The sequence below is a fragment of the Cardinium endosymbiont of Culicoides punctatus genome (assembly GCF_004354815.1).
Taxonomy (GTDB): Bacteria; Bacteroidota; Bacteroidia; order Cytophagales; family Amoebophilaceae; genus Cardinium.
Window position 1 is genome coordinate 69765 of the sequence record NZ_QWJI01000001.1, and the last position, 26246, is coordinate 96010.

The 26246-nt window shown below is 33.5% G+C and carries 18 protein-coding genes; 13 read left to right on the forward strand and 5 right to left on the reverse strand.

Features of this window, described 5'->3' with window-relative positions:
• Nucleotides 1–327 precede the first annotated feature (327 nt).
• Entirely contained in the window at nucleotides 328–1314 is a 987-nt protein-coding gene (locus CCPUN_RS00260) for a PD-(D/E)XK nuclease family transposase (protein ID WP_133281587.1), read from the reverse strand.
• A 917-nt stretch (nucleotides 1315–2231) separates the two neighbouring features.
• Between CCPUN_RS00260 and CCPUN_RS00265 the strand changes: the two genes are divergently transcribed.
• The 10 genes from CCPUN_RS00265 to CCPUN_RS00310 all read left to right on the forward strand — a co-directional run bounded on the left by CCPUN_RS00265 (nucleotide 2232) and on the right by CCPUN_RS00310 (nucleotide 14682).
• Entirely contained in the window at nucleotides 2232–2987 is a 756-nt protein-coding gene (locus CCPUN_RS00265) for a CPBP family intramembrane glutamic endopeptidase (RefSeq protein WP_165941866.1), read from the forward strand.
• 245 nt (nucleotides 2988–3232) lie between these two features.
• The gene (locus CCPUN_RS00270; protein ID WP_133281589.1) at nucleotides 3233–4303 is read left to right on the forward strand and encodes an ankyrin repeat domain-containing protein; all 1071 of its coding nucleotides are present in this window, start codon (nucleotides 3233–3235) and stop codon (nucleotides 4301–4303) included.
• Nucleotides 4304–4487: 184 nt separating this feature from the next.
• Nucleotides 4488–6677, forward strand: coding sequence for a peptidase domain-containing ABC transporter (locus CCPUN_RS00275; protein WP_133281590.1), 2190 nt, complete (start codon nucleotides 4488–4490; stop codon nucleotides 6675–6677).
• Nucleotides 6678–6693: 16 nt separating this feature from the next.
• Nucleotides 6694–7989 carry an HlyD family secretion protein gene (locus CCPUN_RS00280; protein WP_133281591.1) on the forward strand — a complete coding sequence of 432 codons (1296 nt, stop codon included), beginning with the start codon at nucleotides 6694–6696 and terminating at the stop codon, nucleotides 7987–7989.
• Between the two features lie 448 nt (nucleotides 7990–8437).
• Entirely contained in the window at nucleotides 8438–8623 is a 186-nt protein-coding gene (locus CCPUN_RS00285) for a hypothetical protein (protein WP_133281592.1), read from the forward strand.
• 466 nt (nucleotides 8624–9089) lie between these two features.
• On the forward strand, nucleotides 9090–9662 hold the full coding sequence (locus CCPUN_RS04655; RefSeq protein ID WP_165941867.1) for a CPBP family intramembrane glutamic endopeptidase: 573 nt from the start codon (nucleotides 9090–9092) through the stop codon (nucleotides 9660–9662).
• A gap of 238 nt (nucleotides 9663–9900) precedes the next feature.
• Nucleotides 9901–10788, forward strand: a complete 888-nt coding sequence (locus tag CCPUN_RS00295) for a GNAT family N-acetyltransferase (protein ID WP_165941868.1) — start codon at nucleotides 9901–9903, stop codon at nucleotides 10786–10788.
• A 358-nt stretch (nucleotides 10789–11146) separates the two neighbouring features.
• Entirely contained in the window at nucleotides 11147–13126 is a 1980-nt protein-coding gene (locus tag CCPUN_RS00300; RefSeq protein ID WP_133281595.1) for an AAA family ATPase, read from the forward strand.
• A 25-nt stretch (nucleotides 13127–13151) separates the two neighbouring features.
• The gene (locus CCPUN_RS00305; RefSeq protein WP_240034331.1) at nucleotides 13152–13688 is read left to right on the forward strand and encodes an Rpn family recombination-promoting nuclease/putative transposase; all 537 of its coding nucleotides are present in this window, start codon (nucleotides 13152–13154) and stop codon (nucleotides 13686–13688) included.
• A gap of 73 nt (nucleotides 13689–13761) precedes the next feature.
• Nucleotides 13762–14682 carry a metal ABC transporter solute-binding protein, Zn/Mn family gene (locus CCPUN_RS00310; protein ID WP_133281597.1) on the forward strand — a complete coding sequence of 307 codons (921 nt, stop codon included), beginning with the start codon at nucleotides 13762–13764 and terminating at the stop codon, nucleotides 14680–14682.
• Between the two features lie 91 nt (nucleotides 14683–14773).
• Here CCPUN_RS00310 and murC read toward each other — a convergent pair whose 3' ends face one another.
• Nucleotides 14774–16180 (reverse strand): UDP-N-acetylmuramate--L-alanine ligase, encoded by a 1407-nt coding sequence (murC, locus tag CCPUN_RS00315; protein WP_133281598.1) that lies wholly within the window; start codon nucleotides 16178–16180, stop codon nucleotides 14774–14776.
• Between the two features lie 403 nt (nucleotides 16181–16583).
• Between murC and ruvX the strand changes: the two genes are divergently transcribed.
• Nucleotides 16584–17021, forward strand: coding sequence for a Holliday junction resolvase RuvX (ruvX, locus tag CCPUN_RS00320; RefSeq protein WP_133281599.1), 438 nt, complete (start codon nucleotides 16584–16586; stop codon nucleotides 17019–17021).
• 133 nt (nucleotides 17022–17154) lie between these two features.
• On the opposite strand, the gene CCPUN_RS00325 is transcribed toward ruvX, so the two are convergent.
• The gene (locus CCPUN_RS00325; RefSeq protein WP_133281600.1) at nucleotides 17155–18996 is read right to left on the reverse strand and encodes a hypothetical protein; all 1842 of its coding nucleotides are present in this window, start codon (nucleotides 18994–18996) and stop codon (nucleotides 17155–17157) included.
• 498 nt (nucleotides 18997–19494) lie between these two features.
• On the opposite strand from CCPUN_RS00325, the gene CCPUN_RS00330 reads away from it, so the two are divergent.
• Both CCPUN_RS00330 and CCPUN_RS00335 read left to right on the forward strand, forming a co-directional pair.
• Nucleotides 19495–22971, forward strand: coding sequence for a sodium:solute symporter family protein (locus CCPUN_RS00330; RefSeq protein ID WP_133281601.1), 3477 nt, complete (start codon nucleotides 19495–19497; stop codon nucleotides 22969–22971).
• A gap of 156 nt (nucleotides 22972–23127) precedes the next feature.
• Entirely contained in the window at nucleotides 23128–23931 is an 804-nt protein-coding gene (locus tag CCPUN_RS00335) for a 3'-5' exonuclease (RefSeq protein WP_133281602.1), read from the forward strand.
• A 47-nt stretch (nucleotides 23932–23978) separates the two neighbouring features.
• Here CCPUN_RS00335 and lpxA read toward each other — a convergent pair whose 3' ends face one another.
• Together lpxA and CCPUN_RS00345 are read right to left on the reverse strand one after the other, a co-directional pair.
• Nucleotides 23979–24767, reverse strand: coding sequence for an acyl-ACP--UDP-N-acetylglucosamine O-acyltransferase (gene lpxA, locus CCPUN_RS00340; protein ID WP_133281603.1), 789 nt, complete (start codon nucleotides 24765–24767; stop codon nucleotides 23979–23981).
• Nucleotides 24757–26181 carry a bifunctional UDP-3-O-[3-hydroxymyristoyl] N-acetylglucosamine deacetylase/3-hydroxyacyl-ACP dehydratase gene (locus tag CCPUN_RS00345; protein WP_133281604.1) on the reverse strand — a complete coding sequence of 475 codons (1425 nt, stop codon included), beginning with the start codon at nucleotides 26179–26181 and terminating at the stop codon, nucleotides 24757–24759. The genes lpxA and CCPUN_RS00345 overlap by 11 nt, the downstream gene beginning before the upstream one ends.
• Nucleotides 26182–26246: the final 65 nt, after the last annotated feature.

Below are 26246 nucleotides of genomic sequence, written 5' to 3' on the forward strand. Positions count from 1 at the left end.
TTTATGGTAAAAAATAAATTTGTTGTAATTTTTTGCATAAAAGTTGCTATAATAGACCTGTTACGTAAGTTGGCCTGGCAAAAATTCAGGTTTCTATATATTAGGACTTGAACACAAACGACCAAAAATAAAGACAAAATGGTATATTGTTTGTCATTTTATCATAAAAAATGGATTTTTGAGTAGATTTTAATTTACTTCAGTGGGCCGAGGATTTACGTAACAAGTCTACTCTAAAAGAAATGCCTGGCTTTGATCGAGAAAGTTTTTGAACAAATCATAGTAAAAATTTGTCTTTTATTGAAAATAAAATCATATTATGATATTTTAGGATTGATTATTTAAGTTGTTTTCGTTAACAATAGATATAATTTCTTCTTTAGAAAGCGTAGTAACATCTGAGATAGTATTTATATCCATGTTTAACTGTAGCATCTTTAAGGCAGTAGCATAACGCCCTTTCTCTATTCCAAGTTTTTCCCCTTTTTCTATTCCAAGCTTTTCTCCTTCTATCTTTCCTTTTTCTATTCCAAGTTTTTTCCCTTTCTCTAAACCAAGCTTCTCTCCCTCTTCAAAACCTTTTGCTTCTGCAGAGACTAGATAATCATGTTCTTTTATTACAGTATGCATATAAGCATTATATCCTTCCAGTTCTTCATCTGACATCTTTAATACATTAAGTCGTTCTGCTACTTTTTGCATGTAAGGAGATTTAAAGTCTTCTTTTACTTTAGAATGCTTCATTACATATAGCCACTCATCAAGTTCTTGTTTTATAACATCATCAAAAAGGGGTATAGATATCACAAAGTACTCAGGGAAAATATTATAGGCATCAAAGGTGCACATGCCTCTATCCATGAAATGCATGTCTATGGGATGATCCCTGTCTATTTTATGAAATAATACTTTACCATGATGAAGTGGTGCCTTGATTTCTTTGAATGAAAAATATAGTAGATTGATATGGAAAACCTTCTTTATTTCTAAGAATTTTTGATTTGCTCCAAGATGATCCACAATAAGTCTTGAAGTATTAAAACAAGCCTTATGCAGAAATGATTTGGTATAGGAGCGATCAATTTCTACAATATAATTGTTGCCTTGGTCATCTTCTACAATAACATCTGCAATACTTCGTTTTAAGAGTTTACTTTCTTTATTGTTTTCACTTTCAAGCAGGGACTTGATTTTAATGGGTTTATACCCTTGGGAACCAAGCAGAGCGGAAATAAAGCCCTCGACGATTTCATAGTCCCCTTTATCTTTAAGAAGGTATTTGATCGCATAATCAAAACTTATAATTTCTTTCATAGGGATTATCTATTATGTATATATGTATAGCTATACTAAGATTGCATGTTTTTTTATTACAAAACAAAATTAGTCTATTTTTAACTATTAATGACTTAATTATTAGAACTTTTCTACGTTCTATAAATATCTGGATGAACTAGGCTTTACAAAACTAATGGAAAAGATTTAGAATAAGAAGGTCAATCTTATTGTGCCAGCCGATGATTTTGGCTGTTGAGATGCAGATGTAAAATAGCCTATAAAAGGAGGGTAATCTGATTGTGCTTGTCTTTGCTATTTACATAAACACCATATTTAATAAATGATAGGTTTTTAGATATTTTATATTGTTTTACGAATAAAAAATACTTTTTTGTTGAAAAAATGTGTATATAGGAACTATTCCTAGTTGCTGCAAATAGGTTGCAAGCGATGTTAGGAGTATTTTCTAAATTTCTACGAGTTATGAAAGGTTTACAAAATTTCAATCCACTACAAGGCCAAGAAATGGAATGGGTAGTGGGAGGAGGAGCCAGCTGCAGTAGGGAAAAAACTGAGCTAGAAAAGTTCGACGCAAGAGAATTCGAGCGAAAAAGGGTATTCGGGCCTCCCCTAACGAAAGCAGGGCATGCTTTGGAGGCCGAAAGAGTAGCAGAGCGAGAAAGACTCAGGAACAGACTGGACGTAGAAGAGGGAAATAAATGGCTCAGGCAAGTGGCGCCTGAATGTCGGGTTTATTATACCGACTAATTATAAGCAATCTACTTTACCTACCTGTCCGAATTTTCGGACAGGTAGGTAAAATTAAACTATTGCAACCCAATACCCATTTTTATATGGAAACCCCTATTCTAGAAAATGAGCCTTCTAACCGGTTGTTTAAACTATTCGGTTTTTGGTTATTATGGATACTCATGTATATTATACTTAATATTATGATACAAGATACTAGTCTACATAGTACAACTACTGCAAAAACGTTGAGTCTTATCTTGGCAAGCATGATATTTATGGGTAGTGCATGGATGTACTTAAAACAAGTAGACCCAAAACTATTCCAAGGAATTCGTCAGGGTTATAGGCCTAGATGGACAACAACGCTGCTGGCCACCGGATTTGCTATATTGGAGTTTTTATTTTTGATATGCAGTATGTATTTGATCGAACTATACTTCCCTAATTTTGTAGCAAATTTTCGGTTAGAGGCAGCTGAACAAAAGGAATGGTTGATTTTTACCTATAAAGACCTATCTTTCCCCGCCTTTTTCTTATGCTCTATTATAGGTACTGCATTGGTACCAGCCATTAGTGAAGAACTTTTTTTTCGTGGTGCATTGCAATCCATTTTATTGAAGAAAATCAGACGGGTTTGGATTGCTATTGGAATTACTGCGTTGATGTTTTCTTTCATGCATGGGGTATTTTCAGGTATTGTATTGTTTCCTTTAGCGGTGTTGTATGGGACCCTTTATTATCGAACAAAAAATCTATTTATAACTATCGTTATGCACTTGGTTCATAATAGCATAGTGGGATGGGTAAGATATACTTCTCAAAACGATACGAATACACTTATAGATGATTGGCTTTCAGCACCTTCATGCTGCGTGGGTTTGGTTGTAAGTGTTGCTTTAGGCTATTTTTGTTTTAAAATGCTTATTAAGCAATCTGTTCATTATTCCACAACTTGACATTATATACTTAAACGGCTGCCTAAAAATAAATGATTGATTTATAAATGTTTTATATTGTTTCACGAATAAAAAATATTTTTTTAAACAAAAATTACTTTTTTGCTGAAAAAATGTGTATATAGTAACTATTCCTATTCCTAACTTTAGGTAAAGTGATTATTGTTTTATAGTTCGACTATTTATTTTGGCCTTTTTTATAAAACTGTTTATTAAATCTACAATCAATTAAACTGATATTCATTATGAAATCCACTTGTTTTATCTATCTATTATGCGCTTGTTTTGTGCATACAATGCATGCGTCTGAAAACCTCGACCAAGAAAAACACGAGGTAAAAGCTATGCGATGCGAAATAGCTAATTTGCATCTTGCTGTAAAAAACAATAACGTAGTTATGGTCAAGCAACTACTAAAAAGACCCATCATGAGGGATCAAATAAATAAAGTAGATAAAAAAGGGAGAACGCCCATTCATTTGGCTTCCCAGTATGGATATTCCAAGGTGCTCCCACTACTGTTAGCAGTAGACAATATGGTGGTTGACCAACAAGATGCAAATGGCAAAACGTCATTGCATTACGCTGCTGAATATGGGCATATGAAAGCGGTACTACTACTTATGGCAGCTGGAGCAAATGCATCTATGCAAGATAGTCATGGCTATTTACCCATTCATTACGCTGCACAAAGAGATTGTGTGGCTATTGTAAGTTATTTGCTAAAATGTATGGGGGGAGAAGTGCATTATATTCCTGAGCATGGTGGAACCATATTGCATTATGCCATGCAACCTTATTGGAGTTGTTATTCGGAAGGTAAAGTAGCCACTTACTTACTACAGTATGAGCACATACGCTCACTACTTAATATCCAGAATGCTGGAGGCTGTACACCATTGCATTATGCTATGTGGGGACCATCTCTTTTAAAAATTTTGCAACCTTACTCAACACTTATCAACGCAGATGTATCCTCCGATAATGGTAAAACTCCATTACTAGAGGCAATTTGCTATAGGAGATATAAATTCATCAAAACTTTATTAAAGCACTTTTCTGTTGATGTGAATAAGCCTGATGCAGATGGGAATACACCGTTGCATGGTATTGTTAATGTGTTAACAAGAGATGATTTAAAGCCGGATGATCTATCCAAACTAGAAATAATCGTAGAGCTTTTACTTCAGAAAAAAGGGATCAAAGTAAGCAGTAAAAACAAAGTAGGAAAAACACCTTTGGCATTGGCTAAAGAAGCAAAAAGTCCAAATATGAAAAAAATAATTACCTTGCTTCGTAAACATGGTGCCAAGTAAATTGGCCCACAAAAATAGTGTTAAATTGACGTTTCTACGCTCTTTCTTCAAGATTGCCTAGATTCCATATATTAGTAGATGGTTGTATCTATATCATATTTTCTTTATATCTTGCTCAAGATGTTTAAAATTGGATATATAGGAACGATTCCTTATTGTATATCTACAAAGAAATTATACATTTATGTCCCATTTTCCTTTTTACAAACAACCCGATGCAATGGACTGTGGTCCTACCTGTCTGCGGATGATTGCCAAACACTATGGCCGTACGGTGTCGCTGCAAAAATTGCGTATGCTCTCGGAAACTACCAGAGCAGGAAGTTCAATACTTTACCTAAGTAAGACAGCAGAACAACTAGGCTTTCGCACAGTAGGTATCAAAACAACTTTTCAAAAACTAGCAGCAGAAGCTCCCCTGCCTGCTATTGTATATTGGCAACAAAATCATTTTGTAATCGTCTATAAAATCAAAAAAGAAAAGGTATGGGTGGCAGATCCAGCTCATGGACTGATCACCTATTCTTTGCCAGAATTTTTAGCAGGTTGGATTGGCCCCAACGCTACACCAACCACCGAAGCCGGTATTGGCTTGCTTCTAGAACCCACTCCTAAGCTTATGGAAGAGGAGGAAGATGATCTACCACCTAAACGGGGATTGGGCTTTCTCTTTCAATATATTTTTCGCTATAAGCGGTTTATGGCACAACTCTTTATAGGATTGTTGGTTACCAGCTTACTGCAATTAATACATCCCTTTTTAGCCCAAAGTGTCATGGACATTGGGATTAAAAATGGCAATTTGCATTTTATTTATTTAATGCTGGTAGCACAAATCTTGCTCTTCCTGGGTCGTAGCAGTATCCAAATCATACGTAGTTGGTTGTTGCTCCACATCAGTACACGGGTCAATATTACCCTTATTTCCGATTTTTTCCTTAAACTGATGCGGTTGCCTATTTCTTTTTTTGACGTTAAGATGACAGGTGACCTTATGCAACGCATTAACGACCATGATCGCATTCGAAAATTATTAACTACAACTACGTTAAACACACTGTTTTCGTTTGTACAGCTCTTTATCTTTATACCACTGCTTATCTGGTACCACATACAGTTTTTCTTTATCTATTGTATAGGAGGATTCTTGCATATACTTTGGATTATGCTCTTCTTAAGTAAACGGAAAACATTAGACTACAAACAATTTGCGCAATCCAGTAAAGGAAATAGTAAGATTATGGAGCTGCTGCATGGTATGCAAGAAATCAAACTGCATAATGCCGAGACACAAAAACGATGGGAGTGGGAATATCTCCAAGCTGCGTTATTTAAACTCCATGTACGGCAGTTGTCGCTCGAGCAAATTGAATCAATAGGCGCTAATATTTTACACGAAATCCAAAATATCTTGGTTTCCATCTTATCAGCCACTTTGGTCATTCATGGTCAGATTACTATTGGCATGATGATGGCTATTTCCTACGTAATGGGTCAGCTGAATAGCCCTATTGAACAGCTCATCAACTTGATTTATACCATTCAAGATACCCTTATCGCATTGGAGCGTCTTTCGGAAATCCACCAAAAACCGGACGAACAAATGGAACCGTTGGGAGAAATGCTTCCTTTGCCACGTACCCATCCAGATCTTATATTAGAAAGTGTTTCATTTCGTTATACAGGAAAAACCACTCCCACATTACAAAATATCACTTTAACCATCCCTGCACAGAAGTTAACGGCTATTGTAGGTATGAGTGGTAGCGGTAAAACCACACTTATGAAGTTACTGCTTAAATTTTATGAAACCAGTGAAGGAAGCATTCGTGTAGGCAATATACCATTAAGTAGGATTGCACATGCTACTTGGCGCCATCATTGCGGAGTTGTTATGCAAGAAGGCTTTCTATTTAATGACACCATTGCACATAATATTGCCGTGGGGCAAGAGACCGTTGATATAGAAAAGCTGCTTTATGCAGCCGAAATAGCCAGCTTGACTTCATTTATAGAAAGTCTCCCCTTGGGATACAATACGCGTGTAGGTGTAGATGGTGTAAGCATTAGTACAGGCGAAAAGCAACGGATTTTAATTGCACGTGCTGTATATAAAAATCCCCAGTGCATTTTCTTTGACGAAGCTACTAGTTCCTTGGATGCCAACAATGAACACCATATTATGGATGGATTAGCGCAATTTTTTAAAAATAGGACTGCTGTAGTCATTGCCCATCGACTGAGCACTGTACGTAATGCCCATCAAATTATTGTTTTAGATCATGGTAAAGTAGTTGAACAGGGTACACACCAAGAACTTTTAGATGCACAAGGGGCTTACTATGCGTTGGTGAAAAACCAATTGAACTGCTAAATAAACATAAAACAGCATGAAGCCAAAAGAATTGGAATTACGCAGTACAATTGTCCAGGAAATCCTGGGTTACATTCCCCACTGGATGATTCGTTGGGGAATTACTTTGTTTGCCATACTTTTAGTTATGGGACTCTTTATTGCCTGGCTGATTAAATACCCAGATGTTTTAGCAGGAAAGGGACGCTTAACCAGTGCTGTGCCACCTATTGTCCTTCAGACTACACAACCAGGAACGATAAGCCGACTTTACGTATCAGACAATGTAATTGTAGATGCACATGCGCCTTTAGCAGAAATCCAGAGTGGGCTAAGTGGATCAGCGATTGCTTATTTAAAAAAATGGATTCCATTGGTAGAGCAAGAACTTGCCAAACATTGCTTCTCTATACAACAACATGATCCAATCCATACCTATACCGGCACATTGGGTCCTGCGCAAGAGGCTTATAATCATATTCAAACTGAAATACATCGGTACATCAGCACCTTTCAAAATGACCACCACCAAACACAATACCAATACATTACAGAAAAAATGGCCCATACCAAATCTCTACTCGCTATCACAAAAAAGCAACTAACATATACCCAGCGAATTGTAATGCAAGAAAAAGCAAAATTCCATGCTAAACAAAAACTCTATCAAAAAAAAATGCTCTCCCAAGTAGATTTTTTTGAACAGGAAGCTAGTTTGCTACGTAAATTAGAGCAAGTGGCTAACATAGAAAAAGATATTGTCGGTCACCAAATGACCTTGGGAGAACAGCAAAAAACACTGAAAGAGCTACAATTTACCCACCGACAAAATCGAACATTATTGGAATCAACCATTCGTGGTATTTTACAAAGTCTGCAAAAAGAGGTTGCACTTTGGAAACAAAATTACCAGTTAGTAGCACCTTTTGCAGGTAGGATTTGTCATTTAGACCGTTGGATAACGGACCAACAAGTTTCATCTGGGCAGGCGCTTTTTGCTGTAGTACCTACCGATGAACATTATATAGTAGAGTTGCATTTGCCTTCTACTGGTTATGGCAAAATAACTAAGGGTCAGTTAGCCCGCATTCAGCTGCCAGCATATCCTGAGCAAGAATATGGCTACCTTCAAGGCATTGTAGCATCCATCGCATTGGTGCCCCATGCCGATACCTATCGCGTTACATTGACTTTGCCCAAAGGTTTAACCACCAATTACAATAAAAAAATTGCATTTAAACCCAATATGGAATGTTCCGCTGAAATTATAACGGAAGATATGCGACTTTTAACGCGTATGTTCTATAAACTATTACGTTTGAAAAACGATTAACAATAGACTCAACCGAAAAAATCAGACAAAAAAAGAGGTATTTTGTTTCCTCATGGAGGAATAATTTTACAATTATTTTAAGTATAAATCTATCGCTGCTTGAACATTGGAATTAGTAGGTACTTTTTTTAATTGTATAAGTTTATTATGTTTACGTTTTTATATAAAAACAGAAAAAACATTTACAAAATTTTTAAAAAAACACGACAAAACCAGTCCATTATATACTATATACATATTTTTCACTTTTTTTGTAAAAAAGTTTTTTTTATAATTGTGTTGTATTGTGTATTCCAGTAATTTTTCATTTCTCTTGTAATCTATTCAAGCCAGAAATATAAAATTAACTTTTTCACCATTCGTATTACTTATAAAGTGATCGTAATGGTATGTTCTAGGTTGGTTCATACATATAATTGTTAATTAGTATTTTTAAATTTTTATAAAAATGGATATAAAGAATATAAATAAGTTTAAAGATTCAGCGCTATCTATAGAGGCTCAAGAACAGGTTAGAGGAGGAACATGTTGGGTTGCTATCGCAGTTGTAGGTACTTACATGCTCATTAAGAGTACTGAAAATGATGATCATGAGTGTGGTGAGGGATGTGACTGTGACGCAGATTGTGGTTGAAGTTGTTCATAAATGCAGATAAAGAAAAAAGTATTATCTGTTGATTTAATGAGGCTTTTGAAAAGCCTCATTTTAAGAACTCAATAGATAGTGCTTTTTTTCACATAAACAAAGGCACCTAGAAAGTGAATTACAAACATTCAAATGTACAAATATAATGACTTTTTTCAATGAAAATTCGAAATATCACGATATACGATATAGGTTATTAAAATTTTTAGGGATTTTTTTAACATCTTTAATTAGCTTATTTTTTCTAGTTAATACATTTCCAAACTTTTTTATAAAATTACTTAGGCTTCCTATTGGCACAATTGTATTATCTACTTTTTTTATCTTTTTACCTCCTTCTTTAATATATTTAAGCTATGTTGATAGACCTCTATGCTCCCATATTTTTTCAAACCGTTTTCGTCTATTCTTTTCTGTCTATCATATTTTAATTCTCTTAGGAATAGCCCTATGTATGCTTTTTATAGAAGCTTTGATTATGGAAAGTCAATTGGTCCTATGGCCACTATCACTTGAAACCATTAGATCATGGGCTATAGATATAGAAAAGACCTATTATTATTCATTATTTAAAGAGTTGCTTACTTTTTCTAACCCTATTGATTTTATTTGGAAAGGGTTATGCGTATTGTCATTATTTCCAGCCATAATAGAGGAGATTTTTTTTAGGGGTATATTACAAAATCTTCTTGTAAAGAAGATAAAAAAACCATTTATAGGTATAGTAATAACCTCGATGTTATTTTCTCTATTACACATGCGTCCTTACGGGAGTATTCTTTTATTTGGAATGGGATTACTATTGGGATACATATACTTTATATCTGGTCATATAATAGTACCTATATTCATCCACTTTATACATAATAGTATAATTTGCTATGCTGCTTTTTTTCAAGAGGGAAATTGTTTAGACATAAATCGTTTATTAGTAAAAAGTATATTTCCTTTTATTATTAACAGGACTTTCGCACTTTTAGTTAAAAACACTGTTTATAGACTAGTCTATAAAATAGAGAAATGTTAATATTATTGATTATCAATACTATAAAACATGTCCATGTCTAAAAATGCAAACACAATTATCTGTTTTGCGAAAGTCCTGATTAATATTATATCACCATATGAATGGGCATGCTTGTTTTTTATTGGCATAAGTTTACTCTATCTTCTGTTTAAGACATACAAAAAAAATTATGCATAGTAACCAACACATACGAAACTTTTCTATATCAACCATATACATATTATTAAGTATAATAGGGATGATAGGCTGCCAAACAACTTATCGACATCAAGGAATACAGTCTTCTATTTTTAAACAGACATTATCTGATGGTGGAATATTAGAAACTTCCTTACAAGGAAAGACATCACAAGGGTTGCAATGGAGATTGAATAATGTATCTAGTAGTGATCCTACTATGTATGAATTTATGACAAAATGTGTGCTTAAAAATAGCACATCTGATGCAGATGTAACTAATATAACCCATGAAAATCTACATAAAACTATTTCCCAACTTGGAGATTCCTATTTTCCAATGGAAAAACCACATGGATTATATAGATTAACCCTAATGCAAAATGAACAAGAATATCTCTCTGTGGGTCATGCAGAAAATAGTCTATTTGACACTTTAACTGGAGAAACTCATCTTGGATATTCGATAAATGATCAATTCCGTTGTAAGGGACTTGCTACAAGTATGGTAGATGCCATAGTTACTCGTTGGGCTCCAGAAGTTAAACGTATTGGAGAAGGAATAGGATTAAATCCAGAAAAAGACAACAAATTGATAAAACAATTTCGTTGTTTTGGAGATCGTTCTTTAACCAGGATAGTGACATCTTGCTTGCCAGATAATAAAGCCTCTATACGTGTACTAGAGAAAACAGGATTTATATCTGGAGATTTGACCTTTTATGAAGAAGATAATCCTGATTTTGATTTTACTACACATGATATGGATCTAGAGAACTGTAAAGTTCAGGAGATTATTCATAATGAAAAATTATTGGATGTAGTGAAGTTTCTAAAATCAAATCCTGATCATTCCTATAGATATATAGATAAACATGGTGTTCCTAGGACAATAAATTATAATAGCAAACTAGATGCTATTCATTATAAATTTAAATACGATATATAAACAGGACTTTCGCATTTTTAGTTAAACGTTGTGTATAAGCCAAGTGACAAAACTCTTGAATATTTATTTTTAATTGATTATCAAAATTATTAAACATAAACGTATCTTGAAGTACTAAGTATTACTGCCTATTGTGAGAAAGTCCTGATGAATATTATTTGTTGATTGTATAAATGAGGCACATTAGAAATCTGTAAATATCTTTGTACCTTTGTGAAGTAACTAAAAATTTATAACCTGATCTGTCTTCATGGGAGTATGATACACCTGTTACAGGTATCATTCATGTAGTCTTCTCTATTATTGCCTACATAGCTCATTAAGACATATCGAGAAATAAGAATTAATCTTTAAAAAAATGTTTTGTCAAAAAAACACAAGTATTGATACGGTATTACTGTATCTTATACTATCTTTATTTTCATGTAAGGCTAATAAATATGCTATGGATGTGGAAAAATTAGAAGACAATCTAGAAATAGGACATGATGCTAAAAGACAAAAATTAGCCTACACAGGCGTTTTACCTATTTGTCAATCTGATATTAGAGATGTAATTCATTCAGGATATTACGCAGATAAAACAGAATATGTTTGGCGTTTAATAAAAAGAAATGGTCCTGTGTTCTTGGTACGTCCACGTAGATTTGGTAAAACTTTACTGATAGACACGATAGATAAAATTGCACAAGGAGAGGAATATAGATATTTGTTTTCAGATTGTTTTATAGAGACCGGTGCAATCAAATTAAATCCAGATGATCCAAATGAAATACCTCAAAAATATGTTCCGCTAGGTGGAAAATGGCCAAAATATCCAGTCATTAGGTTGGATTTTTCAGAACTAGATAACAAGACACCAGAGAAATTAGAAAAATCGCTTATAGATAGGCTAGACGATGTTGCTGCACATTATAATAAAAAAATAGAGGGAGATTCATTCCAAACCAAATATATAAGACTTATTAATGCTCTGGTAGAGCTAAAGCATGACTACGAACCTAAAGTCATTGTCTTAATAGATGAATATGATAGTTCCATAGCAAAGCTTAAGTCTCATCTTGATAAGCTGTATCAAGAATATAAAATTAAAGAAGATAGTAAATCAAAGCCTCAAGTTATTACTGATGCAGAGACTTTATACAAAAAAAACAAAGATATTCTTGAAGATTTTTTATCTGTAGTAAAAAGCTGTTCCGGTTCTTGTCAATTAATACTTTTAACAGGGGTATATAAATTTAGTCTTAGTGAATTAGGTTCCGGTGCTAATATATTTCATCCAGGAAATGTATCTCTTCATACACAATATGCAGGTGTTGTTGGGTATACAAAAAAACATATTGAAGCAGTCTTTACAAGATATCCATTTATAAAAAATAGGATTGAAAATTGTTACAAAAAGACTAATGCTTCATCTAATAATGGTTACGTTATGGATCGTATGCAAGCATATTACAATGGTTATAAGTTCCATCCTTATGGTGAACCCATGTATAACCCTTCTTCTGTACTCTCTTGTTTTGAGTTTGGAGAGATAAAAGGTTATTGGAAAGACACTGCAGATACTACGATATTAACAGATCAAATAGAAGCTAATATAGAAAGATTTTCAGTAAAAAACATTAAAGAAAGTTTATTACAAACAGAGAGTGATCTGCTTTCTACCAAAGATCTTAAAAAACTAGATATTATTCCATTAATGTATCAAACGGGCTATTTGACAATAAAGTCGTATGATGTTGAAAATCAAAAATATACTTTAGACTTTCCTAATCAAGAAGTAAAGCAAGCTTTATATGAGCATTTTGAAAAATACCTTACTAATCAAGAAAGAACATATGGCATAGCAGAAAGTTTGAATGTGCAATCAGCTTTTAAAGAAGAAGATTGGAAACGACTTTTTTCTATATTTAGAAGTAATTGTTACGCTCAAGCCAGTTATGAACTAACAGAAAAATCTGAAAAGAGTTTTCATGCATTACTCTATAGTTTTTTAAATGGCGTGTTTTTAGGTGATGAAAATGTAGAAATTTCAGCAGAAATGGGATCAAACATAGGTCAAACGGATATTGTCATAAAGGATAAATCCAATCATACCATTTATATACTTGAGTTAAAATTAAATAAAGATGCTTGTATGGGATTAAAACAAATACTAAATAGAGATTATTATGGTCAGTATATTAATACATATAAAAAGATCGTATGTATAAGCTTAAATATTAGATTTAATGACAACAATAAAAACGATCCAGATCCTAGCCATCGCAATATCGATGAATGTTCTGTGCTAATCCAACGTAGAGATCTTAACAACAATTGGGAAAATAAAACATAAAAAAGCCTATAGACGAGAACATCTTATCTTAGATAAAGAGACTTGTGAACATGATCTTGAAGATTTATCTTGGGTGTTTATAGAGATACCTAAATTTGACAAAAGAATTGACAATCTGCAGAATAATGAAGAGAGGTGGTGTGCATTTTTAAGAGGTGATGTTCAGACAGAAGAAGATTCTGAAAAAGTAAGTGGTCATGATATATATATAGAAAAAGCAATAGATCAATTAAAGAGCTGTAATTATACTGAAGAACAGATGGATGAATATCGACGTGATCTTATCCAGATTGCAAATCAAAATGTTACTGAAATTCAAAAACAGGAACTTTGGAAAAAAGAAGGAAAAGAGGAAGCAAAAAAAGAGTTTGATCAGAAAAATAAGGAAAGAAAGAGACGAAAGATTAGTAACAGAATTGCAGATGGTTTAGATCCTGATAATATAAAAAAAATATTTTGTGATGATAGTGACTATGATGAAACTGAAATTGACAATATGATAAATGAAGCAAGTGAGGATAATAGAACTAAAAAACCTCTTATAGAACAACCAGAAGAATAAATGTTTAGACATAGCGTGGCAGCATATGTACTTATGTGTTAAGATGGATATAAATATTTTTATTTAACAATCAATGATATATTCAAAATATAAAAAAGGCACCTGGGTAGTTGCTTTTTATCTAATATTGTCTTCTTTTGGAACAACTCGGCCTAATACTAAATTTACTATTTTAACTACTACAGGGATTCTAGCAGATGCAATTAAAAATATTGTAAAAGAAGATGCAAATGTAGTTAGTCTTATGGGGCCTGGCATAGATCCCCATATCTATCAAACCACTCAAAATGATGTTCAAAAGCTTATGAATGCGGATATCATCGTTTATAATGGACTCTACCTAGAAGGAAAGATGAGTGATTTGCTAGAAAAATTGTCTCAGACAAAAAAAGTATATGCCGCTAGTGATGCATTAGACAAAAAACAGTTAATATATGAAGATGTTTCTCTTATAGATATAGACCCTCACATTTGGTTTGACGTAAACCTCTGGAAGCAAGTAGTTGGCTTTATAAGTCAGAAACTACAAGAAGAAAAACCGGAATCAGCTGCCTATTATAAAGACAATACGGTTGCATATTTAGATAAATTGGAGCTCCTGAATCAGGAAATTACAAGTAAAATTCAGTCTATTCCAGAAAAACAACGTGTATTAATTACGGCACATGATGCATTTGGCTACTTTGGGAGAGCATATAACATTGAAGTGGTTGGATTACAAGGCATTTCTACTGCATCCGAATGTGGATTAAAAGATATCCAACGCGTTATACAACTTATTATAGAAAGAAATATCAAAGCAGTTTTTTTTGAAACTTCTGTTTCAGATAAATCCATGCGTGCTGTATTGGAAGGTTGTGCCGGTTATAAAAGAGAAGTAGCAATAGGAGGATATCTTTATTCGGATGCACTAGGAGCACCTAATACCCCAGAAGGAACTTATTGTGGCATGATTAGAGCCAATATGATAACTATTGTTAATGCACTAAAATAACGTTCGTTCAGGATTTATTTGGTTGATAGCCATATCCCGAACTTACTTTGCATAGCATCAGATCGGATTACTCCTTTTTCGTCTTGACATATTAAACTACCACCATTTTTTTTAATATTTCTACTATACTTAGAACAGCCTCTCCTATATCCCCCGCACCAATAGACACTATAATACATTGGTTATTAGTGAAAAATAATTCTGAATTAGAAAGTAATTCGTGTATAGTTACTAACGCTTTCTTATTACATGTAAGCTTATCCAGAATAAGTTTTGATGTTACATGAGGAATTGGGGCTTCCCTTGCTGGATAAATAGGCAACAAAAAAACCTCATCTGCAATACTTAAACTGGCAGCAAATTCTTTATAAAAACGCTGTGTACGTGAAAAGAGATGTGGCTGAAAAATAGCAGTAATAAGCCTATTGGGATAGATTTTTTTTATAGAAGTTAGCAATGCAGCAACTTCTACAGGGTGATGGGCATAATCATCTATAAGTATATATTTTTTACTCTTAAAAAGATAAGCAAACCGCCTTTTTATGCCTGGAAAGGATGCTATAGATGATTGAATCTGGGTAGGAGAAATCCCTACTTTAAGACAAATAGTAATTGCAGCTAATGCATTTTCTATATTATATAAGCCAGGTATAGGTAATGTGATATTGGAAATTTTTTCGTCATAACCTATATAATCGAATGTACTTTGATGCGTTTCAAGATATAGGTTCCTTGCTGAAATATCCCCTTTACTTAATCCATAAGTAAGATATGGAATATTACAAGCATGGGAAATTTGTAATTTTATTGCAGCATCATGTTGAATAACCAAAGTTTGTTTTATTTGTTGTATAAATTGTACAAAACTTTCCTGCATAAGTTGCAGATTGTGATAAGTTTCTGGGTGATCTGGATCTACAGATGTAATAACGCTATGCGTTGGTGAAAGATGTAGAAACGATCTATTAAACTCATCCGCTTCTGCTACAATCAACTTAACTTGATCCAATGGGCAATTGTGTATTAAATTTGTTTCGTATAGGTCAACAATACCACCTACAAAAGCAAGCATGGGCCATTGACTACTATGTAATATGTGGGCAACCATGGCTGTGGTAGTTGTTTTGCCATGTGTACCAGCTACTGCTATACTTGAAAATAGTTTAGAAATTTCTCCTAATATTTCTGCACGTGATTGTATCTTATAACCACCAACTTTAAAATAATTTAATATCGGACTATTAGAAGGGATAGCTGGTGTATAAATAACTAATGTTTTCGTATTATTTTTACAAATAATTTTTGGAATATTTTCCGTCGAATCTTCACAAGATACTGGTATCCCCTCTTTTCTAAGTTGCATGATTAAAGAAGAGTCTGTCCTATCATACCCAAAAACTTTGTAATGTTGTGCATGCAGTAATCGTGCTAAAGCACTCATACCAATACCTCCAATACCTAAAAAGTATATAAAGTCATAATGAAAATTTTGTAGCATAGTTAATAGATCTGTTGCGAAAGTCCCCTGAATTAGCTTCTTAAGTAAGAAATTAAAAATAAGGGAAAATAAATTATTGTAAACTATAGCCCCCTATGGCACTAACATATAAAAAATTATCGAAAAATTCCGTTTCTTTAGGTCATTTTCAAATGACAAATGTCATAATTTTAGGTTGTTTTTAAGGAGCCAAAGACCTTTCTGTCTATACATTACTTTTTACAACTTTTACATAAATAGTTTTGTTTTTTGACTTTATTAAAACCATTTTTTACTAGATTTATATTAGCTAAGCATGTATACTTAAATTTTTGGATGATAATGTCCACATGTACAGGTAACTAGCATGTTGCACAAAAGAGTAATTTTACTATAGTATAAGTATATAAGTATAAATGAATATATGGCAATAGAAAAGGGACGAATTCTTGCCATAGATTATGGTCTCAAGCGTGTTGGGATTGCTGTAACAGATCCTATGCAGATTATTGCAACGCCTTTAATTACTATACACAGCAATCGACTATTCATTTTTTTGCAAGAGTATATACAGAAAGAAAGGGTTGTTGCTTTTGTTATTGGTATGCCCATGAAGTTAAATGGGAGTTCATCTGAAATGAGTAGTGTAGTTGAAGATATAAGCAAAGAAATAAGCAAAAAATTCTTTAACCAAAATCTTTATTATCAAGATGAACGATTTAGTTCTAAACTGGCAGCACAAGGACTATATCAAGCTGGTTTCAGTAAAAAAGATAGAAAAGATAAGATGAATATAGATAAAACTAGTGCAACTATTATATTACAATCTTTCTTGTATAGTAAAAACTACAGTGGTGGTTAAACCAATATTGAGCTATTCCCCCGCCAATCAAAAAACGAACCAATGCTTTTAGGTACGCGTGAAGCAAGTGATTTAGTGTTTCAGGCTACCACTCACTATACCTTACACAGAATCAATCCAAACTATTCTTTTTCTACCACCAATTGAACCATCCTTTATTTTCAGGAGCTGATAATGTTTCTTCCACGGATAGTGGATTGTGTTCACTGAATACAATGTTCCCATCAGCATACTGAATCCAGTAAATAATTGACAATTGATTTTGATTTTTTTGCATCCATGTAGTTTTAGGATACAGATCTTTAATATATGTGCTTATAGAATCAGATGCTGATTTTTTAAATACCAAATATTCCTCTTCATGTATTGAGTCATTATTATTTTTAAGGAATTTAGAAATTAGTTGTTTATTCCTATCAATGTTTGATAATGGTTCATTTTGAGCCATTATAAACCCTTCACAATTTACTCCACTACTATTAAATACTGAAACTTCTGGACAGGTGAAAATTAGTTTTTGCAGCGTACCATCTTGATTTTTTTCTATATAAAGCTGTCCTGGTGTCTTTATGCCTATTTTTATATCTATTGGCTTCTGTACAGATGTTGGTACGGTCTTTTCTTCTAATATGGGTATTGGTTTTTCAACTTTCACTTCTTCTATTTTGATATTTGCTTCTTGTCTTTCTGTATAAAAAATAAGTCTTTTGTCTTTTTTGGAAAAAAGACAAATAAAACATTCATAATCAAAATTTTTACGAAAAAAGTTACTACAAACTGGTGTTAATTGCTTACAACCATTGGCTACAAGACATAACGAAGCATCATCGGACATATTGGAACATGTGTGAACAAGGCCCTTATATAGATTTTCAATTTTATTTGTTCTCCAAATAGATCCTTTTTGTAAAAAAAGCAAACATACTTCTACATCAGTAGGCAAACTGGTTGTTTCGTTGTTTACGAAACATTGAATTTTAAAGTCAGAAAGATTTACTACTGGAGGAGACGCTGATACTAATTTGAGATAGATAATCAAATCCGATAGTGCTAAATGATATGTTTCTCCCGTAAATGTTATTTCAGGAGGAGGGCACGCTGTATGAGCAGTATTCGTGTTAGCATCAGTATACACGTATTCCATTTGGCTAATATAGTAGTAGCAATCATACATGAGGTAACAAAATATTTTAAACTTGCCTTTTTTTATTGGTAATTGTTCACTGAGTAAGTGACCTTCTATAATATGATCAACTGCTCTTAAATTGCCTGGAACAATTATGCAATCACTAAATAGTGTGGGTGTTGTAGGCCACGCTTCTCCAGAAGCTAGAACTTTATGCACCATATCATAGGGAGAAGCGTTGCTTTTTTCGTTGACTAAAATGAACCCCATTTTGGCATGCTTTGGAAAAGAATTGGGAGTTATGCTACCTTTTAATAACCAGTCCGTACCACAGCTAACTTGTTGCGTACCATAAGACAGTGCTTCTAATTTATACGCTGTATAGTCAGGAAAAGTATTGCTCTGAATATCAAATTTGACAGGAGTAACTGAGTGACAAAGATAAGTAGCATCATCCTGGGCATATGCCATATATATATCGTAACTATTGGCGCATAACTTCTTATATGCTGTTTCATCTAAATCAATAATAATTTTTTCATTTTCAATACTATTTTCCTTGTTCCAGACTACAAAATCTCCATTTTCTTGCCATACTATATGCCCAATTTGATTTTTGCATTCCATAGATTGCGTTAATATTGAGGTTGAATTTTTAGAAGGATTACAAAGACCTACAATGGCTACGTACCCATGTGTTTGATATGGTTTATTAGAAATATGTCCTTGACATTGTAGTAAAAAAGACTTTTTCTTCCCTTCCATATAACCAATACTTCCTAGTAGACTACAGTCAGATATAGATACCGTTGGTGTAAAATTTTTACATGTAATAGATTCAATAGGCATTCTTGAACACCCAGGAAATAAATAAAAAATAAGATAAAAAAATATTATTTTAATTTTTTTATGACTTATAATGAATACATTCATAGATATTATAGAAATAGTATAGTTTAAAATGACAATATTATCGTTGCTTTTGCTTAGTGTATTGCTTCATACATATTATAAACAATATCGTATTTAAATAAAAGTAAAACAAAATCTTCGTGTTATAGTTTTTGAAAATCAAATAGCATCATATTCTATGCTTTTTAAAATATGTATTTATACAATTACATTTTTATTGAATTTTTCTTGCAAAATTATAAACTATTTACTTTATTCTTACATAATACCTAAAGATAGGTTTTTTACAAAAAAACAAGTACATTTTTTGTAAAAATTATATATTGTATCATAAATACATACAATTAATAGATATGGAGTAAATTTTCGTTAGCAATTTTTGTCTGACTTTGTCTACTTCGAAGTATATGTTTTTTAAAGAAAAAAAAGACTATTATGAATACAGATTTAATGATTGTTAGTATATTCCTGATAGTAACACTTGTAATTGGGTTTTATTGTGGTAGGGGCGTAACAACATTTCGAGATTATGCTATAGGAAGAAAAAAAATGTCTTCTTTTGTGCTTACTGTATCCCTGATCGCTACTACTTATGGAGGAATCATTTTAAATTATAGACTAGATGCCCTTTATCGTGAAGGCTTTTACGCATTTATCAGATATTTAGCCAGTGCAATAAATTTCTATTTAGCTACTAGATTTGTAATCGTTCGAATGAAAGAATTTACGGGCCATTTCTCTGTAGCTGAATCCATGGGAAGTATATATGGCTTAACAGTTAGAATGTTTTCAGCCATTTTTGGAATTATGCTTACAACAGCATTGATAGCATCTCAGTTTAAAGTAGGACTTCGGATATCAACTATTTTATATCCTGAAATAGAAAAATTTCCGATATATTCAGCTATGTTTTTAGCAGGACTGGTCATCTTGTATTCTACGTTCGGAGGTGCTAGAGCAGTAGCTTTCACAGATGTTTATCAATTTTTCTTCTTTGGTATTTGTTGCCCAATATTGATTTGTGCATTTTTATACTATGCAAAAAATCCCTTAGAAAATTGGCGTAGTATTCAGGAAATACCAGAATTTAATATAAAAAAAATGCTCGTGTGGGATGAAGCTTTAAAATGCTCCCTAACTTTTCTTCTTTGGCGCTCTATATTTCCACTTGACCCTGCTCGTATTCAGCGTTTTTACATGTCTTCTTCTGTTTATCAAGCAAGAAAAGTTTATAGAAATGGTGCTATCGTTAGAGCTGTGTTGGTATTTGTCTTTTTTAGTGTTGCTTTGGCTTTACACCTAGGAGGGCATAAAGTAAGCACAAATCAGAATGTTCTAGATTATATAATTGAACTATCTTACTTTCCTGGAATGCGGGGTGTATTGATAACAGCTATTATTGCTTTACTTATGTCTACAGCTGACTCTAATTTACACGCTGCTTCTATTTTATTTGCAAATGATGTATTACCTGTGTTAACGGGTAAAATTAGAGATGCAAATTATACACCCTCATTAAGAACGGTTCGTATTGCTTCTGTATTTATAGGATTTATCAGTCTGTTTGTAGTACTACAGACTACCAATATTTCTCAGTTGATGAACAAAACGGTTCACCTTTATGGCCCTGCTGTTACCGTACCACTCATTATGTCTTGTTTTGGTTTTAGACCCCGTTCAGCAGCTGTTTTATTAACCATGTTGACGAGTTCAGCTATAACGCTCTACCGTATTAGTTATAAAGCTCAAGATATATCACAACGTAATGTTTTTGAGTCACTTATTTTGAGTATGATTATCTTGTTTATATATCACTATTTTTTACCTAAACTACCTAATACTGGTTGGGTGGGTATTAAAGACCGTAGTGCTGTTGAATTACAAAACCAAGAAACTAAATACTGGTGGACAAAACAGATGTACAACTTTAAAACGTTATTCACTAGGCAATATCGTGAAAGCCTTTTTCCTAAAAAGGAAAGATCTTTTATACTATGGGGAATGTACTTTATATTGAATACATTGTTAGCGCTCTGTTTCATACAAAAAGATTATTTTAATGGTTATATCTATTGGTACATAGCTGTAATGGCTATTGGAACCATTTTAATAGCCTATCCCTCTTTTGATATATACAATCGCAAGCCTAGCTATATCTACTTTGTATGGCCTGTACTGTTAGTTATATTACTTTTTGTTTCTAGTATACAATTCGCAAAATTAGGGAACTTTGTTCCTATGGCATGTGCATTGCTTATTTGCCATCTAGCAGCGAGCATGGTATTCTTTTCTCTAAAAGTGAGTATAGCTACACTTGTCTTATCCATAGTACTTCATAAGTTTATACCACCTGTGCTACCTTGGGAGAGTCTATGGAACACTTTAAAATGGGAAATTAATTTAGAATTTATAATTGCTGGCGTACTCAGTGGAATAAGTATAACTGGATTTGGCGTATATAAATACATCCGCGAAAGAATGGATGTCAAACTGAGAATTATAGAATTAGCACGATCCTACGAACGTAGAATATCTTTAGAAGCCATTTATAATCAAGTAAACTGGCATAGGTTAGATCCTACCCATGGCAGTGACATATTACGAGAAATAGGCAAAATGCTCGAAGAGCCTTATCAGTATTTGTATGCCAATAATCAAGAAAAGCTGGGAGAAAGTGTAAACCTATTTATGAGAAAACTAAGCGAGTTCAGTAACCTACTGCTCCAGAGAGCAAAAGAAGAACGTAGCTTAAAATTGAGAAAAAAAGCAATACAAGCTATAGCTATAAAACCAATTATATTTAAGGCACATAATGATACTTGTAATCTAGATGAATCTATGCAGTTATTGTTACGTAACAAAACAAAAACTACAATATTAAATGTAGATCCTGATCTTTTTGAACGGTTATTAACTATAAATTTTTTAGGGATCAGCACAAGTGAACAGGCAATAGAGCATGTAGTTATTCTAACTATTGCAGATACTTCTTTGCGTTATAATTATGTAGAAACCAATGATTCATCAGAAAATGATACACTTACCTTAACTGCACTAGCTTTTTGTATCAGTACAGATTCTAATCTACCAAATATATCTCCCTTATATGATATTACCAATGAAGTAACATCTGTTTTTTTACCTAAAACAGAAGCGCAACTTTACCAGGCAGAAAGTAGACAAATTGTGCAGGCTCATGGTGGTTATGTAGAGATAATAGAAACCAAAAATGATCTAACTTGCCTTTATATATTACCCGTATCGGGCGAACAGGTAATGCATTTTAAAACTTACGATCCAGCTACTTTAGCTAGTGAAATAGCAGAAACTCCAGAAAGTTTAATACAGGAGAAGGAATTAATAACGTTACTTACTGCAGAAACCACATTATCCAAAGAAACAGTAGAAAAAACAATTGCTTTTATTAAAAATGCGCATGGGCTAATAAAACGAAAATCTGGAGAACCCTACTACACACATCTTATGGCAGTAGCTAAAATTCTTTTAGACGTTACTAAAGACCCAGAAACCATTTTAGCCGGTTTGTTGCATGATATTGTAGAAGACACTCCTGTAACGCTTAGTCAAATACAAATAATGTATGGCAATCAAATAGCCTATATTGTAGATATGGTAACCCATTATAAAACGAATGGGTATCGTTGGAAGTTAGATGATAAAGAGAATAAAAACATACTCTACGAGTGCAAAGACATACGTGTTATTTATGCTAAACTAGCTGATAGACTCCATAATTTGAGAACAATACATTTTAAAAAACCAGAAGATCAAAAGCGGATAGCGAAAGAAACTATAACTTTCTATATTCCATGGGGTAAAAGTAATAATGTTTCTGTTTGGTTGTCTGAAATGCAGCATATTTGTGAGAAAATTTTGAACATTAAAAAATAATAAACTACTAATTCAATAATATTGCATTCGGAATTCCTTGCTGGAAATGTCCTTTTTATATATTTTAATGTGTTAAGTTCATTGTTTAGTTATCCCGGTACATAATATTGTGCACTACAAACACTAATAACACACGACCTTATTTTTAATAGTATTATGTTTTTAAAATTAACCAATCCACTAGCTATTTTAGATATAGAAGCAACGGGTACAAATATAATCCATGATCGTATCATAGAAATCGCAATAATTAAGCTAATGCCCAATGGAGAACGTTTAACGTTTGAGAAAAAAATTAATCCGGAAAGAGAGATTCCTATAGAGGCTAGTATGGTCCATGGTATTTATGCTCAAGATCTGGAAGATAAACCAATCTTTAAACAAATAGCTAAGGAATTGCTTTCCTTTTTACAGGGGGCTGATTTAGCTGGTTTTAACCTACTTCGTTTTGATGTGCCTATATTGGTAGAAAGTTTTTTGCGTGCAGAGCTAGATTTTAAAATAGGACATAGGAAAATTGTAGATGTTCAAAGGATTTTCCATTTAATGGAAAAAAGAACGCTCAAGGCAGCCTATCTGTTTTATTGTCAAAAAGAATTAGAAAATGCACATAGTGCTATGGGAGATACACAAGCTACTTTAGAAGTCCTTATAGAACAGATAAAAAAATATGAGACCCAATCTGTCATAGATCCATTAGGGAATTCTTTGGGTGTGATTAAAAATGACATTAAAACATTACACCATATTACAACCCCCAACATACTAGATTTTTCAGGGAAAATAATTTATAATGAGCAACAATTGCCAATTTTTAACTTTGGAAAACATAAGGGAAAATTAGTAGCAGATGTTCTAAAAATGGAGCCTGCCTATTACCACTGGATGATTCAAGGAGACTTCTCATTAGATACCAAACGCAAACTAACACAAATAAAAATGAATCATATACTGGACTGATTTTTTAGAAAAACAGAAACCATTTTTTTTGCGAAATGTTAGATTTTTTACAGAAATTGTGCATTCCTATCGGTTTTTTTTACAATTCCGGCATTACTATTACGTATAAAGTCTATAATAACATTTTTTTCTTGTGAATTTTCAATTTGCTTATCTATCATTTCTAGCGCTGATGCCAAAGGCATTTTACTTTGATAGATATAACGATAACTGTCACGTATGGCATCACACTGTTCTTGATTAAAACCGTGACGTTGTAATCCGATAAAATTAATACCACAATATCGCAATGGTTCATGTGCTACCTTAGTAAAAGGAGGAATATCCTTACGAACGATGCTTTTAGAGCCAACCATGCTATAAGCTCCTACATGAATGAACTGATGAATGGCAGCCATCCCACCTATTACAGCATGGTGTTGAAGTACTACATGGCCAGCAAGTTGTGTTGCATTGGCGACAACTACATGATCCTCAATAATACAATCATGGGCAACATGTACATAAGCCATCAATAATACATGAGAACCTATAGTCGTATTACCCACAGTTCCTCTATTTAGTGTAACAAACTCACGTATAACCGTATTATCACCTATTTCTACGTAGGTTTGTTGGCATGCTTTCTTCTTATCTTGTGTAGCAGCTCCAATAACAGCATTGGGAAAAATCTGGCAATTTTTACCAATACGACTACCTGACATAATGGTTACATGGGAGCCTATCCACGTATTATCATCTATGATAACGTCTGGTTGGATGGTTACAAAACTTTCTACTGTAACATTCTTTCCAAGTATAGCATCAGCATGAATATCGGATAATCTATATTCCATTTTGTTTAACAATTTGGGCTAACAAGACTGCTTCACAGGCTAGATTTTCTCCTACAAACACACGTCCCTTTACCTGGGCGATACCAATGGACTGCTTGTCCGTAATACTAAATTTTATATCTGTGAGTAGCTGACAATGTAAAATGAGACTATCTCCCGGTACAACCATACGACGAAATTTACAGCTATCTATTGAAAGAAAATAAGTCAAGTAGTTTTCTGGATCTGCAACTTTATGCAATACCAATATACCTCCAACTTGAGCTAAGGCTTCTACCTGTAATACGCCAGGCATAATAGGTGTACCAGGAAAATGTCCTTGAAAAAAAGGTTCATTGATGGTTACATTTTTTAAACCAATAATACTACGATCATCCAAATGCATCACCTTATCTACCAATTGAAATGGGTAACGATGAGGTAGCATTTTAGTGATCTGCTGTATATCAAATAGGGGAGCAGCAGATAGGTCACAAATGGGAGCCCCTTTGGCTTCTTGTCGTATAAGGAATTTTCTTAAAGCAGCCGCAAAACGTGTATTTGGACCATGGCCAGGTTTATGAGCAAAAATTTGTCCCTGTAATGGCCTGCCTAGCAAACTTACATCTCCAATAAGGTCTAGCAACTTATGGCGAGCGGGTTCATTTACATAACGTAATTTAGGAGATATGGGATTACTCGGTTCCACTAGTGTACAAATCTTTTTACCAGATAAGCTTTCTACTTTTTGCAAAAGTTCTTTGTTACAGGAAAGATCAGAAAATATGACAACATGATTGGGATTTGCGCCCTGTACCAATCCATTCTGATACATTGCTTCTATTTCATCTAAGTAGCAGAAGGTACGTGCAGGGGCTATTTCTTGTTTAAAATTGCCTAAGTTATCTAGGGTAGCATATTGATTTTCTAATGGCCATCTCTCGTACGCAAGGGTACAATGTAAACGATAATTTGTAGCAGGATAGACTTCAAAACGACTGCCCGTTTCATGGTCATCATAAACAAATTTTTCCTTGAGCTGAAAGAACTTTCGTGGTGCCTCTTGTTCCAGCAATCCACCTTGCAATAAGAGATCAAAAAAAGCCAATGCACTGCCATCTAAATCAGGGACTTCTGGTCCATCTAACTGAATGCAAATGTTATCAATTTGCCATGCAACGATGGCAGCCAGTAGATGCTCTACCGTGGCAACTTTTACTCCTTCTTTTGCCAGTACGGTTCCCCTTTCTGTAGCTATTACATTACCTACTAATGCTTCTATAATAGGCGTATTAGGGAGGTCCATACGCTGAAATTGTATGCCAGAATCCACAGGCATAGGCAAAAGCGTACCATGAACATGGATGCCTGTATGTATACCAATACCTTTAAAGCTGATGGTATCTCGAATGGTGTGTTGTTGTTTATGTTGCATGGTATATTCAAGTTATTTGCTGCTGATATAAATTTATTCTGTAATTTTTAGCTTGAATAGTTCTA